A 15,061-nucleotide genomic window follows, 5' to 3' on the forward strand; every position below is an offset into this window, starting at 1 on the left:
TCGGTTTCGCTTTAACCGCTTCGGTGACCCGCGTATAATTGCCACTGCGACAACGCACCACGTTGGAGAAAGCGCAAAACGGTTACGGGCCAAAAGCTCAAGCCATGTAAGACAATACATTTCCGGCCAACGGAATCCGACTGTTCGACCTTGTTTCACGACATCGCCCCCAGCCAGTACCCTTGCCGGACGTGGGGGGCATTATGTTCAAAACCTCGCTCAAAATCGTCGATAGCTACATCGACAAGATCACCGACGGCACCTTGCGGACGACGCAGGATTTCTGCAACTCAGACCGCGAGCGCCTGATGTACCTGTGCACGGAAACCAAGACCGGTTATCTGCAGATCAGGAACACCGACCTGTTCACCCACGGCATAGACGATTTCAAGGCCATCGTGTCGAACGACGACCAGTGGGAGCCGTTCGTCCATAGCAAGCTCGACAGCTATTTCGGCGAGCGGCTCGACCTGTCGCCCCTGAATAGCGCTGCCGAGGATGCGACACCCGACATGACGCCGGAAACCCTGATCCGCCTGTCGCTGGGCCGGATCGAGACTCAGTTCCCCGGCGGGCTGGGCCAGGACTATGGCGACCAGGACGTCCGCGACCTGATCGCCGCCAAGGGGCTGGTGCTGTATCACAATTACAAGCACCTCAACGCGGCGCGCCGCGGCCATATCGCCAAGCTGTACCGCTATGCGACAATCATGGCGGCTGTATCCGCGGCCTACCTGGCGGCTACGGCCTTCTGGCCGGTGTCCCTGCCCGTCCCGGCTCTCGTCGTACTCATGCCCGTTGCGGTGATCGCCTTTCATCTGATGAGCATCCTGACGCGCCGCAAGCATCGCGTCCTGGCCGATCAGTTCAACGCCGCCACGCGCCAGTCGTGCGCCGTGGTCAGCAAGTGCGCCATCATCCGCCAGGACAATATGATCTTCGCCAGCCACGCCATGTTCGAAATCGCCAATAGCGGCAAGGAGGACTACTGGGCCCAGGGCCGTCTGAAACGCTGGACTGAGGTCAATGAAAAATGGTGCGAACTGATCTTCTGGCTGAACGGCCGGGTGACCGCCAACGCCAATTTTGCCTTTATCCGCAGCAAGCTGATCGGCATGACCCTGGAAGGTCTGCAAGCCGAGGCCCGGTTCGAAAGCCTGAAACTGACCGGCCTGTGGTTGGCGGCGTTAACGGTTGCCGGCCTTATCGGTCTCGGCTTCGGCCTGCACGCTCCGCTCGATGCCGCCATGCTGGTCGTCTTTACCGGCTATATGGTGTGGCAAGTCCTGCGTTTGCATGACCTGATCAAGGCCGAGGATGTCCCCGACGCCGTCGACGAAGTCCTGCATTCGGACTCGCTGCAGAAGATGAAGGGCCATCGCGAAGCCAAGCTGCACGAAGAAGTGGCCCGCTTCATGAAGCGCGAAAAGCTGAAACAGCTTTATGCCGAACGGACGCGTTTGAATTCCGGCGTGATGAACGACGTCGTGGGATTGGTCTAACACCCCAGCCAGGCGACAAGGTAAACAAAACCTTACCGCCTGGCACGAGGTTTGAACCCTGTTACGCGAGCTGTTTCACATTGATACAGCGTGTCACACGAGTTAGGGGTTCGAAACCATGGCTACCGATATCGATCTGCACTTGGGTAAGCGTCTGCGTCGCCGTCGCCGCCTGTTGGGTCTCACACAACAACAACTGGCTCTGGCTGTCGGCATCCGCTTCCAGCAGATTCAGAAATACGAATGCGGCGCTAATCGTATCTCGGCGGCCCGCCTGTTCCAGCTCGCCAAGGCGCTGGAAACCCCGATCAACTATTTCTACGACGGCCTGACCGACGACAAGACCGAAGTCGCCGCCGTCAATAACGAAGGCATCGAAGTGTTTTCGCGCAAGGAAACGCTCGACCTGATCCAGGCCTATTATCGCCTGTCGGAGCGTCCGCGCCGTCGTCTGCTCGACTTGGCGAAATCGCTGAACGGCGAAAACGAACAAGCTGCGTAAGCCAAGTAAAGCACCCCACCACCACGCCCTCCGGGCGCGGTTCCCCTCCCCGGCAAGCGGGGAGGATCAGGAATACGGTGTTCCTCCCCGCTTGCCGGGGAGGGGGAGCACACGACGAAAGCGCAGCTTTCTAGATGTGGTGGTGGGGTGCCTTTTTAGTCTTAAACCAAGAAAGTTCGTGTCCTGACTGGACCCGCATAGCCCAACCGGCTATGCGGGTCTTCATGTCAAACACACCCGATTTTCAAACCCTGGAAGCCTTCGCCCTCCAGTTAGCCGCCGCGGCCGCCGATGCCGCCCTGCCGCTGTTTCGCACAGCCGCCCTGGCTGAGGACAACAAACTGGCCCACCTGTCGCGTTTTGACCCGGTGACCGAGGCCGACAAGGGCGCTGAACGCGCCATCCGCCATCTGATCAATCGCCACTTCCCCGACCACGGCATTATCGGCGAGGAATATGGCAGCGAAAACGAAGACGCCGAGTTCGTTTGGGTGCTCGATCCGGTCGACGGCACGCGCGCCTTCATTTCCGGCCTGCCGTTGTGGACGACCCTGATCGGCCTGCGCTACAAGGGCTATCCCGTCCTCGGCCTGATCGCTCAGCCGGTCCTGCAGGAAGTGTTTCTCGGCTCGCCACTGGGGTCGAAACGCATTACGCCGGTCAGCCAGACGCCGTTGACGGTCCGCCCCTGCACCGGCTTGGCCGACGCGGTTATCGGCACCACCGACCCTTATCTTTACGGCGACGGCGCCGAAATGACGGCCTATACCGGGTTGCGCAACGCCACCAAATTGCAGCGCTATGGCTGCGACGCCTACGCCTTCGCCATGGTCGCACAAGGAACAATGGACATCGCGCTGGAGACCGGCCTGAAGCCGTGGGATATCGAAGCGATTATTCCCGTCATCGAAAATGCCGGCGGCATCGTCACCAACTGGCGCGGCGAGCGTGTCGGTCCGGAAGCCGGCCAGGTCATCGCCGCCTCGTCACGCGCCCTGAGCGACGAAGCCCTGACACACCTGTCGCCGGCAGCGGCCTAAGCGCTTTTTTGGCCGTCAGCCGGGCTTTCTTCTTCGGCCAGAACCTCATCTGCCGGCAAATCTTCGTCTTCCGCCAAACCTTCATTTTCAGGCAGTATCTCGTCCTCGGGGATCAGGCTTTCGGGCGAAATATCCTCCGGCAGGTCCGACATGACCTCGGCCAGGTCCGCCACCTTGGTTGCGGGAGTCGTCGCGGCTGCGGGTATGGCCATGGGCTGATGCACCAAGCCGTGCGGCGCGACGAAGTCGAGCAGGGTGTCGAGCTCTTCCATGGCTTGGCGACGATACTGGTCGGCTTCGATCAGGATTTCATGCTCGGCGCCGGCGACCTCGATATACTGCCCCTTGAACAGCTTCTTGGCGAACAGCTTGGACGGCTGCTTGTTGATCAGGTTGTCGTCGCCGGAACAGATGATGGTGATCGGCGTCTTGACCTTTTTCAGCACCTTGTTCTTGTCGCGCAGCAAGGTCTCGCCGATCTTCAAGGCGAAGGACAGCCAGCCCCAGGTCGGCGAACCGACCGCCAGGTGCGGGCAGGCGAACAGTTGCTCGCGCCAGATTTCATACCGCGTCGCGTCATGCGTCAGGGCGTCATCTTCGAACGTATGCTCGAACGGATCGTCGAAGATTTCCGGCACATAGTCCGTGCCGCGGCCGTGATTGACCTGCCAATTGGTCTGGAAATTGACCGACCACAAGGAGTGCCGGCCGGTCTTCATGCGCAGCATCGGGTTGGTGAAATAGGCCCCGGCGATGCGCGGCTCGCCCTTGACCAGCGTGGCCAGGTTGAGCGCCGCTCCCATCGAATGACCGACCATGACCCACGGCTTGGGCGCCCGGTCTTCGAAGCTGTCGAGCAGGCGTTGGTAATCGTCGAGGAATTCCTCGGTCGAACGGGCATGGCACTTCAGCCGGTCCGGCAGCAGGCGCGCCGACAGGCCCTGACCGCGCCAGTCGTGAACGACGACATAGAAATCGCGCTTCAACAGGTCGCCGATCAGTTCGTAATATTTTTCAATCGGTTCCGATCGGCCGGGTGAGATAAACACCGTGCCGCGCGGCGGCCGGGCGCACGCCCAGAAACCCAGGCGCAACCGCAGACCGCCAGCGCCACGAAACCATTCGCCGGTCCCGCCTTCGGGCGGACGCGACTCAGGGATCGACATCAGCGGCGCATGGGTCGAAAGGGCGGCAATCCGGCTCAAATCTCTACACCTGTCATTGCGGTTTCCTGAACTTCAAGGTCATACGGTCGCTTTCTCCGATCGATTCGTACAGGGTACCATCGAATTCCGGATTAGGCGGCTGACCGCGAAAATTTGTCAGTCGTTGCGGTGGTAACGTCCATACTCCAAACGGATGATCCTTGTCATCCTTCGGATTGGCATTGATTTCGCTGGCGCCGACATATTGGAAGCCGGCCTCGGCCGCCAACTGCTTGATGAACGGCTCCTGGACATAGCCATTGCTGGCGACCGCGTCCTGGACGCTGCCGATATCGGCGCGGTGCTGCTCGACCCCCAGGATCCCGCCGGGTTTCAGAGCCGCAAAAGCCTTGGTAAAGCCGTCCTCGGCGATACCGCGCGCCATCCAGTCGTGAACGACCAGCAGCATCAGCACGGCGTCGGCGGAAAAATCGGGCGCCAGGCTGCCGCTGTCGGCGCCGAACTCGCTGAAGCTGACCGCGCCGTAGAGCTTCTTATTGCCGCTGAAATGTTGACGATAAGTGTCGCCCAGGGCCTTTGCGGCGGCATCGCCGGCCTGCCCCGGTCCGAACATGGCGGCGATATAACTGCCCTTGCCGCGCGTCAAGTAGGGCGCCAGGATCTCGGTCGTATAACCGGCCCCCGGCCACATATCGATGACCGTATCGTGCGGTTTAATCTCGAAAAAGTTCAGGGTTTCAATGGGATGACGATACTTGTCGCGCGCCTTGTCAAAGGCGCTGCGCCAACCGCCCGACACCGCCCATTCCAGCGTGCCCTCCTGCTTGGCAAGCTTCGGGTCGATGGTTTCGGTCGGATTATTGCCGTACTCATCCGGCACGATCTGGCCCTTGGGCTTTTTGCCGCACCCGGCCAGCCCGGTCATCAGCGCCCCCGCGCCAAGTCCCAAACCCAACACACCTCTGCGGTCATACACGCCCAAACGCCTGCCCTATCGTTCGCAAACTCAGTTGCGCCGCAAGTTAGGACCTCTGCACGCAAAGGTCAAAGCGCTTATCGCGCCGTTAACCAAAAACCCAGGGTCGCGGACCCTGGACCCGAAACTGACGCTCGGCAGGGCCGGTAGCTAACGAGCTGACAACATGCCCGCTATCAGATCAGCCTTCGCCTTCGATTTCCTTCATGGCGCTCTGGATATAGTTGGCCTCGCCCATCAGCTTGATCAGGCCCAGTTGCGTTTCCAGGAAGTCGATATGGTGCTCGGTGTCCGACAGAATGCGCAGCAGCAGTTCGCGGCTGACATAGTCCATATGCTCTTCGCAAAACTTGACACCCGGCACCAGAGTCTCGCGACCGCCCGTTTCGACCCTCAAGTCCGATTCGAGGCATTCGCCGATCGTCTCGCCGATGCGCAGCTTGTTCAAATCCTGCAAATTCGGCAGGCCGTCGAGGAACAGGATCCGCTTGATGAGCAAATCCGCATGCTTCATCTCCTCGATCGATTCCTTGTAGACGATGCGGCCCAGGTGATACATGCCCCAGTTTTCGATCATCCGCGCATGCAGAAAATACTGGTTGACCGCGGTCAGCTCGTTGGTGAGCACCTTGTTCAACAATTTGATGATCTCTGGCTGACCCTTCATGGCGCGTGCTCCCTGGTTGCGACGCACAACTTAAGCCCTTACGCACGCCGTGTGAAGCCACTAATTCTATAAAATACAGGCGCTTAGCTGCGAATGAAACGCAGATTAAATCGCAAAACGGCTATTCCGCCGCCATACCCAGGCTGACCTGCGCGTCGTCGATCATCTGGCGAATTTCGCAGACGCATTTGGCGCACTGCGGCCGGCACTGGGCGTGATCGAAAACGGCCTTGGGCGTCGCAGCGCCGGAAGAAATAGCCGAGCGCACCTGGCGCTCACGGATGGCATTACAATTACAAACGTACACTGTGGTCCCGGGGATTAACTGCGAATGCGTCTCATATAGCATTGCCCCGATTCAAATGCAAGTCATTCGCAGCAGGGGCACAGCCCCTGCACCCGGAACTGACACTCATAGCCGCCGGTTCACGCTAAGAGGGGATAGTGGGTGCGGCGGGATTGAGCTTGCCCACGCGGGCTGGATGGGCCAAACCTGACACATGACGCCCGAAGCCCTCGACCTTGCCGATCCGCTCCGCCATATGCGCGATCGCTTCGCCCTGCCTGAACATGTGACCTATCTCGACGGCAATTCACTTGGCGCTTTGCCAAAGGCGACAGCGGAGGCCGTCGCCAATACTGTGGGCGAAGAGTGGGGCAGCGGCCTGATCCGCAGCTGGAACTCTGCGGACTGGATCAATGCTCCCACCCGGATCGGCGGCAAGATCGCTCCGCTGATCGGTGCGCAATCCCACGAAGTCATCGCCGCCGACTCGACTTCGGTCAATCTGTTCAAACTGCTGACGGCCGCCCTTCAGGCCCGGCCCGGCAAGATCATCGCCGAACCCGGAAATTTTCCCACCGACCTCTATGTCGCACAAGGGACGGCCAGCCTGCTCGGGCGGACTCTGGTCGTCGCCGATGATGTTCTTGGTGCCATCGATGATGATACGGCCGTCGTCCTATTGACTCACGTCCATTACAAGACCGCCGCCGTCCACGATATGATGGCCATAACCGCCGCTGCCCATCGGCACAACGCCCTCGTTCTGTGGGATTTGTCGCACTCAGCCGGCGCCATCCCTGTCGACCTCAATGTGGCCCAAGCCGACCTGGCCGTCGGTTGCGGCTATAAATATCTCAACGGCGGTCCGGGCGCGCCGGCCTTTCTCTTCGTCGCCGAACGTCATCACGACAGTCTTACGTCGCCCTTGACCGGCTGGATGGGCCATGCCGAACCCTTCGCCTTCAATGACGACTATGCGCCGGCTCAAGGCATCCGCCGCTTCCTGTGCGGTACGCCGCCGATCCTTGGCCTGGCTGCTTTGGAGGCCGGTGTCGATCTATTCAGCGATCTCGACCTGGACACCGTCTTCGCCAAGTCGCGCGCCCTTACAGCGCTGTTTATCGACCTGATCGATGCCGCCGATCTCGGCTTCCAGGTCGTCACGCCGCGCGATCCGCTGCAACGCGGCAGCCATGTTTCTCTCAGCCATCCGCAAGCCTGGGCAATTTGCCAGGCGGCCATCGCCCGCGGCGTCATCGGCGATTTTCGCGCGCCCGACATCCTGCGCTTCGGCTTCACACCGCTCTATACGCGCTTCACGGATGTCGCTCATGCCGTCGCGACCCTGACCGATATCGTAGAGACGCGCGAATTCGAACATCCGCGCTTCCAACGCCGCTCAGCTGTGACATAGCAAGGCCTCCCGACGGAAACCGGAGGCCTTGCTAGGGACGGGTGCCTCAGTAGTTCGGCGTGTAATCCGCCGAGCCTTCGTAATTCTGCTCCGGCGTTTCATGCCACGATCCGTTGTGATCCTGGTAGCCGTAGCTCGCGAACCGGCCTTCATGCCACTGGCCACGATTGTCCTTCCAACCAAAGGCGAGCGGACGGCCGGCGTGCCAATTACCGTAGCTGTCGCGCCAACCCTGGGTGCCATTGCTGTCATAGCGGGTATTGTAGGGTTGGCTGTTATAGGGCTGCCCATTGTTATAGGACTGATTGCTGTAGCCGTTGTTATAGGCATAGCTCGGCGATGTATGGCGGTATTGGTCGTAATAGACGGTGCTGTAGGTGCTGGTGCTAGGCCGGGTCTTGTAATAGACGACGTCATAGCCTTCCGGCGGGCTGGCCGGCGCATAGTAGCCGCTTTGGTACGAATAGTATTCGCCGTTCAGGCACTTGACCGAGCTGTTGCCGATACTGCGGCCGACAACGCCGCCGATCACCGCGCCGCCGACCGTGCCCAGCCCGCGTTCGTTTTTCGATATCTGGCTGCCCAGCAGGCCGCCGGCGATGGCGCCGACGACGGTGCCGGTCGTCTTGGCGTGTTCCTTCTTGGCGTAGCAATAGCCGTCATAACTTTGGTCCTGGGCCTGGGCCGCCGGGACAATGGCTGTCGCAGCCATTACCAGCGCCGCACCCGCCGCCCATGTCCATGTGTGCGAAGTCTTCTTTGTCGAAGTCATGGGAGAATATCCCTTCAATCTTCCGTCAGCCGACCCCAGTCACGCATGCTGCATTGTCGGCTTTTGCGCGTCTCAGACAATGCGGAGAGACCATAGAAAACAGGGCGCGGACGTAAAATCTGCATAAGCCGCCGCGCTTGCCTTTTCATAATTTTTCAGGCAAGCCCGGCGCATGACCAAATGTCGTCTCTACCTCATCACCCCGCCCGTCATTGACGATGTCCCGGCCTTTGTCCGCGACCTCGAAGCCGCCCTGTCCGGCGGAGACGTCGCCGCCCTGCAAATCCGCCTGAAAGACCTCAGCGACTATGACCTGATCGCTGCCACACGGTTGATCGCGCCGGTCGCGCAAAGTCGGGGCGTCGCCGTGTTGATGAACGACCGCGTCCAGTTGGTAAAGTCGCTGAAGCTCGACGGCGTCCATATTGGTCAAAGCGATATGCCGTTGAAAGACGCGCGCAAGGCCCTGGGACCCGACGCCATGATCGGCGTCACCTGTCACAACAGCCGTCATCTCGCCATGGAAGCCTCCGAGAATGGCGCCGACTATGTCGCCTTCGGCGCCTTTTTTCCTACGACCACCAAGACGGTCGAGCATACGGCCGAGCTGGAGACCCTCAATATCTGGCAGGAAAGCATGGAAATTCCGTGCGTCGCCATCGGCGGGATCACGGCCGACAATGCCGGTGAGATCGCGCGCGCCGGCGCCGATTTCATCGCTGTGTCGGGCGCCGTTTGGAACCATCCGGAAGGCCCCGCTGCCGCCGTGCGTGAGCTCAATGCCGCGATTGCCTGATTAAAACCTTTGTAACTTGGCTTTGCGGCGAAATGTGGCATTTTCCCGCCATCATGAACTACCAAACCAAATATGCACTGGCCTTCGCCATCCTGGGCGTCGTCTTCATCGCCTCGATGGCGTTGACGGCCGGTATCACCCTGGGTCACTAATTTTTCGCTGTCGGACTATTCCGTGTCGGATTGGCCCGGCGGCGGCGCCCAGCCGATCGACAACCTTGCGACCTTGGTCCCCAGCGCCCTGACCGCCGCATCGTCGGAACTCAACGGCTTTTCGCCCGAAAGACTGTCCGGCACGCTGGCGCCTTCCGGAGTCTCCAGTCTCACACTCAGGCTGCAACCGCCCGGCAGATGCGCCAGCTGGCCGCCTTTGAGATCGTTGACAAAGCCGCCGTAATCCCAACCGAAGCCGAACAAGGTGAACGGTTTGCCGTTCGCCGTTTCGACATCGGCAAGCGGGCTGCCGAGATGCAGGCCGGACGGTCCGGTCCAGGCGGTCGCACCCGCCCCCAGACTCACATCCGACACCTTGGTCATGTCCTCGTCCCAGAAGGTGATTTCGACACGCCGGGCCGGATCGTTGCCGTAAAGGATGACGCCGTGCGCTTCGGAACCTTCCGGGCCTGAAATCGTGCCGACCACGGCATCGCCGGGATAGGCGGCCAGCAAGCTCTTGGCGCTGGCACCTTTCGCCACCGGCGTATCGCATGACAAAATATGGGTAACCGGTAAGGCTGTTGTGGCCGATGCGCTGCTAGAAGCAGGCTTTGGTGACTTCGGCGAACAGGCCGCCACGGATAATAGGATACAACCCAGAACTGCTAAACGATGGCTATACATAATCACTTCCTCGTAATGCGGGTAAATTACCGCATGGGAAGGTAACTTGTCACGCCCACCGCACGACTATTGCCAAAGCGTTGCAGTTATATCGCCCCCTTGCCTTTCAGCGCCTTAAAGGCTAGTACCGCCGCCACTCATCCTTTCTTTGACAAGTCATATCCAAATGAAAATCAACGCCAATCAGATCAAGCCCGGCATGGTGCTCGAATATCAGAAGGGCCTTTGGTCCGTCGTCAAGTCGCACCACGTCAAGCCGGGCAAGGGCGGCGCCTTCGCTCAGGTCGAGCTRAAGAACCTGATCACCGGCACCAAGCTCAACGAACGTCTGCGCTCCGAAGATACCGTCGAGCGCGTGACCTTGGAGCAAAAGGACCATCTTTATCTCTATACCGAAGGCGATATGCTGGTTTTCATGGATCAGGAAAACTACGAGCAAATCAGCCTGCACAAGGATTGGGTCGGTGAAGACCAGATCCAGTACCTGCATGACGGCATGGTGGTCACCCTGGAATTCCACGACGAGCGCCCGATCTCGATCAGCCTGCCCGACACCGTGATCCTCGAAGTCATGGAAACCGAGCCGACGATCAAGGGCCAGACCGCATCGTCTTCCTACAAGCCCGCCAAGGCCAGCAACGGCATGCGCGTCATGATCCCGCCCTTCATGGGTGTCGGCGAAAAGATCGTCGTCTCGACGCTCGACGGCGAATATATGAAGCGCGCCGACTGATAAGCCCCTCCTGCCCTACGGGGTAGCCCTGCCCACATTGTAAATCCTCCTCGAAGGCCCATCCCATGGTCACGATTCTTCAATCCTCCCTCATCCAGGTCATGGTCGGCGCCGTGCGCAAAGGCTGCAAGGGCGTCGCCCGCGACTTCGGCGAAGTGACTGAACTCCAGGTGTCCAAAAAGGGCCCGGGCGATTTCGTCACAGCTGCCGATAAGCGCGTCGAAGCCGCCCTGCTGGCAGAATTGCTGCGCGTTCGTCCCGGTTATGGTTTCCTCGGCGAGGAATCCGGTGAAGTCATCGGCACCGACAAGACCCACCGCTGGATCGTCGATCCGATCGACGGCACAACCAACTTCATGCACGGCATCCCGCATTTTGCCTGCACCGTCGCCCTGGAGCGCGAAGGCGAGATCGTTGCCGGCGTCACCTTCAATCCCGTCACCAACGACCTTTACTGGGCCGAAAAAGGCAAGGGCGCCTATCATAACGATCGCCGCCTGCGCGTTTCGTCCCGCAAAAACCTCGACGAGAGCCTGATCGGCACCGGCCTGCCCTTTATCGGCAAGGCCGGCCACGCTCAGGCCCTCAAGGAATTGCACCAGATCATGCAGCGCACGGTCGGTATCCGCCGCAACGGCGCCTGCTCGCTCGATCTCGCCTATGTCGCCGCTGGTCAATTGGACGCCTTCTGGGAACGCGGCCTGAAGCCGTGGGACATGGCGGCCGGTCTGCTTTTCGTCGCCGAAGCCGGCGGTAAGTTCGGCTCGATCGACAGCGAAGAAGGCCCGCTCAAGACCGGCGACCTGATCTGCGGCAATATGGACGTCTATCCGCAATTGCTGGAAAAGCTGAAGCTGGCGAAGTAAAACCAACGGCCGATGATTTGACACATCGGCCGTTGGCAGCGGGCAAGCGCCCGCCGCCGCCGATGCGGCGAGCCATGCGGCGTTTGAGCTGAAAATCTACTTGGCGCGGCTCTTCATGCCGCGCACCATCCACATGGCGATGCTGAGGTTCCACACGACCTGACCGACCAGGAACCAGAACAGAGTCTGGACGTCGATCCGCGCCGGGCTGATCAGGATAAAGGCCGCCGATATGCCGCCGGTCAGCATGGCCATGAGGGCGATCAGCCGCGCCAGGCCGCGATGATGCATCAGGGCATGGCCCCACATGATGATGCCGACCGCCATGAAGACCAGGCCAAGCTTGGTCAGGGCCTGATTAGCGACACCGCACAGGGCCAGCAGGTCGTAGGCCGCAGGATGCGCCGTCGGGTCAGCTAACCGCGCCGCCAGATCCGGTACGATAAAGCCGTCGATCAGGCCGGCGAGAATAACGAATACGCAGCCCATGACGTAGCCCAGCCAGCCGGCCATGATCGCCGGATGCTCGATACCCAGCCGCCAAGCAAAGCCGGAAAAGCCCACCGCCCACATCAGCACGATGGCGATCAAGGCGCCATGGATCCAGCGGTCGGCACCGCCGATGGCAACCAAATTCTGCAGGCCCTGCCCTTTGTCGTGCATGTCGGCGACCGGGTGGTGCGCGACCAGGATCAGCGCCAGCAAGGTGGTGATGGTCAGTATGACGCCATAAACCGGCGCATTGAGCCGCAGTTGCGGCAAGGGAACAGTTGAGGGGGTGTCCGACATGATAAAATCTCCTGATGAGCGGCCAGAGCTATCAAAAGAGATGCGGACGGGCTTCAAATGCTGCAGGGTGTTTGTCCGCTACCGGACAAAAGGAAGAAAATGTCTGCCGCTCCCGATCGCCGCCAGGAAAGGACCCGACAGGCCATTTCCGAGGCCTTTCTTACCCTGCTGTTCGAACTGCCCTACAATGCCATCACCATTGCCGGCGTCGCCGAACGCGCCAATGTCGGCCGATCGACCTTTTACGAGCACTTCAAGACCAAGTCCGACCTGCTGAGGGACAGCCTGAAGGCCCCGTTCGGCGCTTTAGCCTCCATTATTGCTGCGTCCGAGCCACCCGTATTTCTGGTCGATTTGCTGCAACATTTTCGCGACAACCATGCGCTCGGCCGCGTCCTGTTCGGTGGACCGGCGCGCGCCATACTGCATCGCGTCCTGGCAAGTCAGATCGAGGGCTATTTGCCCGACGGTCCCCTGCCCTTGCCACGGGCGTTGCTGGCTAGCCAGATCGCCGCTGCCCAGTTAGCTCTGCTGGAACCCTGGAGCCTGGGTCAGGTCGCGGCTTCCGCCGAAACCATGGCCAGGACACTGCACCGCACCAGCCGAGCCTTGGCCGCCGCCATAGCCTAATCATGGTATTGATATGACTAATGAAATGCCTTGACGTCCCAGGGTATCGAGGCGTTACTGCCAGCAAAAAGCCCGAGGAGACGTCATGACTTTCAATCGCCGTACGGCCATCACAGCAACCCTGGCTGCCCTTGCTCTTCCCAACCTGGCGCGCGCGGCGGACATCCCCGTCGCCATGACCGCGCCCGGCGCCATTTTGGGCGAAGGCCCTTTATGGTGCGCAAAAGAGAATTGCATCTACTGGGTCGATATTCGCGGCAAGATACTGCACCGCTTCGCTCTCGCTGATGGCCGTCAGGACGCCTGGCCGATGCCCGGGATGATCGGCTGGATCGTCGAGCGTGAACAGGGGGGCTTCATGGCCGGCATCGATCGTGGCGTCTTCGCGGTCGATACGAGCACGACACCGCCAACCTTGACCCATCTGCTCGATATCGAAGCCGACCAGCCCGACAATCGCCTGAACGACGCCAAGGTCGATCCTAAAGGCCGGCTATGGACCGGCACTATGCATATGCCATTCTCGCAGAAGACCGCGGCGCTTTACCGTATCGACCCGGACCTCAGCGTTCATCAGATGGACCCCGGCTATATCTGCACCAATGGTCCGGCCTTCAATGTCGCAGGCACACGCCTCTATCACAATGAAACCGCTGAGGGCATCGTCTACGCCTTCGACCTGGCCGCCGATGGGTCCCTATCGAACAAGCGCGTCTTCGCCACCTTCACCCAGGCCGAAGGCTATCCCGACGGCATGACCATCGATACTGAGGACGGCCTGTGGGTGGCGCTCAACAATGGCGGCGCTATCATCCGCCTGAATCCGGACGGCAGCCGCGATTATGCGATCGCCATGCCGGCGCGTCAGGTCACCAGCCTGACCTTTGCCGGGGCGAACCTGGAGCGCCTGTTCGTTACCACCGCCGCCCAGCCGCCGGTGGCCGCCGACGATCCGTTGGCGGGGACCATGTTCGAGGTGCCGGCAGGGTTGTTGAAGGGCCGCAAGGGCCTGCCGACCAACCTGTTCAAGGGATAAAGACGTCGCGAACACGCTGCCAAAACGATCGGCGTGACAATGGGGTGACAGGCAAGGGCTGAGGCTGTGTCTCGGGCGACGCCTCGGAAACCGTCTCCGGCGGTGTCAGCACCGTATTCATGGTCTGCCAGAACTCGGGCGCCAGGGCCAGTTGCCGGCCGAACATATGTGGATAGAGCAGAAACCGGGGGGCGGAGGTGTCGGGCTCGATCTTGCGCAAGAAGCGCTCGATCTGCTCGCTCATGATGTGGGTCGGCCGCATCTGGTCGACCATTTCGCGATGATAGAATTCGGTGCGGCAAAACAGGATCGTGCGGAAAAACGGCGTCAACATGCGCGCTGCAATATGCATGCATGAGTCGCCGAAAATCAGCAGTCGGCGGTCAGGCGATTCCGGCGCCAGAAAGATGTCCGTCTTGCCGATATTCCATCCCGTGTCGGCACTGTTGAAATTGGTCATCCAGGCGGAATCGAAACGTGGCTGCTGCTCCATCATCTGGGGCAGCAAGGCCCGGCCGAGATCGCCCTTGGCGGGGTAGGTTTCCGGGCTGATGGCGGCGCGCAACTTGGCCATACCGGCGGTGATCTCGGGTTCGGGGATGCCGAAACCGTGCAGGATTTTTTCCGCGGCGGCGATCTCGCCCGGGATGGCCCAATGGGTGTCGACGCGCTTGAAATAAGCCGGCATCGGGCCATCGGGCCGCAGGTCGATAAAGGCTTCTGCCGTATTGGCCTTATAGCGGTCGATCAGGGAGACAAGGTCCAGGGATTTCGGCAGGGAGGCAGTCGGGACGCCTTCCTTGTCGGGCACGATGGCATGCAGGTAGCGCGCGCCTGCCCGCTCCGAATAGGCCCGCCGCGCCTTCAGATTGGCGTCGAAATACATATAGCTCGATGACTCGATCGTCTTCAGCCCGGCCTTGTAGAGAAAGGGGTCGTGCGCCCCGCCACCGAGGAACAGCGTGTCGTCCGGCGTCCTGACGATATAGCCGAGCAGCAATTCGCAGTCAGGCGCACGTTCGGCGATCAGGTCTTCGAGCATCGGAG

17 protein-coding genes are annotated in these 15,061 nt (G+C 60.5%); 9 read left to right on the forward strand and 8 right to left on the reverse strand.

The features are described 5' to 3' along the window. Positions 1-203: 203 nt before the first annotated feature. From AC1DX3_RS13210 to hisN, 3 genes are all read left to right on the forward strand, one after another. Positions 204-1,502, forward strand: a complete 1,299-nt coding sequence (locus AC1DX3_RS13210) for a hypothetical protein (RefSeq protein ID WP_476989765.1) — start codon at positions 204-206, stop codon at positions 1,500-1,502. Between the two features lie 118 nt (positions 1,503-1,620). After that, a complete protein-coding gene (locus tag AC1DX3_RS13215; protein ID WP_476989766.1) occupies positions 1,621-2,004 on the forward strand; it encodes a helix-turn-helix domain-containing protein in 384 nt (127 codons plus the stop codon). 224 nt (positions 2,005-2,228) lie between these two features. Then, the gene (gene hisN / locus AC1DX3_RS13220; protein ID WP_476989767.1) at positions 2,229-3,044 is read left to right on the forward strand and encodes a histidinol-phosphatase; all 816 of its coding nucleotides are present in this window, start codon (positions 2,229-2,231) and stop codon (positions 3,042-3,044) included. On the opposite strand, the gene AC1DX3_RS13225 is transcribed toward hisN, so the two are convergent. The 4 genes from AC1DX3_RS13225 to AC1DX3_RS13240 all read right to left on the reverse strand — a co-directional run bounded on the left by AC1DX3_RS13225 (position 3,041) and on the right by AC1DX3_RS13240 (position 6,160). Continuing rightward, complete coding sequence (locus tag AC1DX3_RS13225; protein ID WP_476989768.1) at positions 3,041-4,249, reverse strand: alpha/beta hydrolase; 1,209 nt, start codon at positions 4,247-4,249, stop codon at positions 3,041-3,043. The two genes, hisN and AC1DX3_RS13225, sit on opposite strands and share 4 nt — an antisense overlap. Positions 4,250-4,262: 13 nt before the next feature. Next, positions 4,263-5,192 (reverse strand): class I SAM-dependent methyltransferase, encoded by a 930-nt coding sequence (locus tag AC1DX3_RS13230; protein WP_476989769.1) that lies wholly within the window; start codon positions 5,190-5,192, stop codon positions 4,263-4,265. Positions 5,193-5,367: 175 nt separating this feature from the next. Beyond that, positions 5,368-5,853: a bacterioferritin gene (gene bfr, locus AC1DX3_RS13235; RefSeq protein ID WP_476989770.1), complete on the reverse strand. Its 486-nt coding sequence runs from the start codon at positions 5,851-5,853 to the stop codon at positions 5,368-5,370. 121 nt (positions 5,854-5,974) lie between these two features. Then, positions 5,975-6,160, reverse strand: a complete 186-nt coding sequence (locus tag AC1DX3_RS13240) for a (2Fe-2S)-binding protein (RefSeq protein WP_476989771.1) — start codon at positions 6,158-6,160, stop codon at positions 5,975-5,977. A 193-nt stretch (positions 6,161-6,353) separates the two neighbouring features. Between AC1DX3_RS13240 and kynU the strand changes: the two genes are divergently transcribed. Continuing rightward, positions 6,354-7,553 (forward strand): kynureninase, encoded by a 1,200-nt coding sequence (kynU, locus tag AC1DX3_RS13245; RefSeq protein WP_476989772.1) that lies wholly within the window; start codon positions 6,354-6,356, stop codon positions 7,551-7,553. Positions 7,554-7,599: 46 nt separating this feature from the next. Here kynU and AC1DX3_RS13250 read toward each other — a convergent pair whose 3' ends face one another. Further along, positions 7,600-8,325: a glycine zipper 2TM domain-containing protein gene (locus AC1DX3_RS13250; RefSeq protein WP_476989773.1), complete on the reverse strand. Its 726-nt coding sequence runs from the start codon at positions 8,323-8,325 to the stop codon at positions 7,600-7,602. A gap of 172 nt (positions 8,326-8,497) precedes the next feature. Here AC1DX3_RS13250 and thiE point away from each other — a divergent pair, with 172 nt between their 5' ends. Continuing rightward, positions 8,498-9,121 (forward strand): thiamine phosphate synthase, encoded by a 624-nt coding sequence (gene thiE / locus AC1DX3_RS13255; RefSeq protein ID WP_476989774.1) that lies wholly within the window; start codon positions 8,498-8,500, stop codon positions 9,119-9,121. A 167-nt stretch (positions 9,122-9,288) separates the two neighbouring features. Here the strand turns inward: thiE and AC1DX3_RS13260 are convergent, their stop codons facing one another. Further along, positions 9,289-9,816 (reverse strand): hypothetical protein, encoded by a 528-nt coding sequence (locus AC1DX3_RS13260; protein WP_476989775.1) that lies wholly within the window; start codon positions 9,814-9,816, stop codon positions 9,289-9,291. 310 nt (positions 9,817-10,126) lie between these two features. Between AC1DX3_RS13260 and efp the strand changes: the two genes are divergently transcribed. Together efp and AC1DX3_RS13270 are read left to right on the forward strand one after the other, a co-directional pair. Then, on the forward strand, positions 10,127-10,693 hold the full coding sequence (efp, locus tag AC1DX3_RS13265; protein WP_476989776.1) for an elongation factor P: 567 nt from the start codon (positions 10,127-10,129) through the stop codon (positions 10,691-10,693). Positions 10,694-10,758: 65 nt separating this feature from the next. Further along, on the forward strand, positions 10,759-11,559 hold the full coding sequence (locus tag AC1DX3_RS13270) for an inositol monophosphatase family protein (protein WP_476989777.1): 801 nt from the start codon (positions 10,759-10,761) through the stop codon (positions 11,557-11,559). A gap of 96 nt (positions 11,560-11,655) precedes the next feature. Here the strand turns inward: AC1DX3_RS13270 and AC1DX3_RS13275 are convergent, their stop codons facing one another. Continuing rightward, positions 11,656-12,348 carry a hypothetical protein gene (locus tag AC1DX3_RS13275; RefSeq protein ID WP_476989778.1) on the reverse strand — a complete coding sequence of 231 codons (693 nt, stop codon included), beginning with the start codon at positions 12,346-12,348 and terminating at the stop codon, positions 11,656-11,658. 99 nt (positions 12,349-12,447) lie between these two features. On the opposite strand from AC1DX3_RS13275, the gene AC1DX3_RS13280 reads away from it, so the two are divergent. Both AC1DX3_RS13280 and AC1DX3_RS13285 read left to right on the forward strand, forming a co-directional pair. Continuing rightward, entirely contained in the window at positions 12,448-12,978 is a 531-nt protein-coding gene (locus AC1DX3_RS13280; RefSeq protein ID WP_476989779.1) for a TetR/AcrR family transcriptional regulator, read from the forward strand. Positions 12,979-13,063: 85 nt separating this feature from the next. Beyond that, positions 13,064-14,014, forward strand: a complete 951-nt coding sequence (locus tag AC1DX3_RS13285) for an SMP-30/gluconolactonase/LRE family protein (RefSeq protein WP_476989780.1) — start codon at positions 13,064-13,066, stop codon at positions 14,012-14,014. On the opposite strand, the gene AC1DX3_RS13290 is transcribed toward AC1DX3_RS13285, so the two are convergent. Continuing rightward, a complete protein-coding gene (locus tag AC1DX3_RS13290; protein WP_476989781.1) occupies positions 14,004-15,056 on the reverse strand; it encodes an alginate O-acetyltransferase AlgX-related protein in 1,053 nt (350 codons plus the stop codon). The two genes, AC1DX3_RS13285 and AC1DX3_RS13290, sit on opposite strands and share 11 nt — an antisense overlap. Positions 15,057-15,061 lie beyond the last annotated feature (5 nt).

The sequence above is a fragment of the Asticcacaulis sp. P2_B1 genome, from assembly GCF_056404915.1.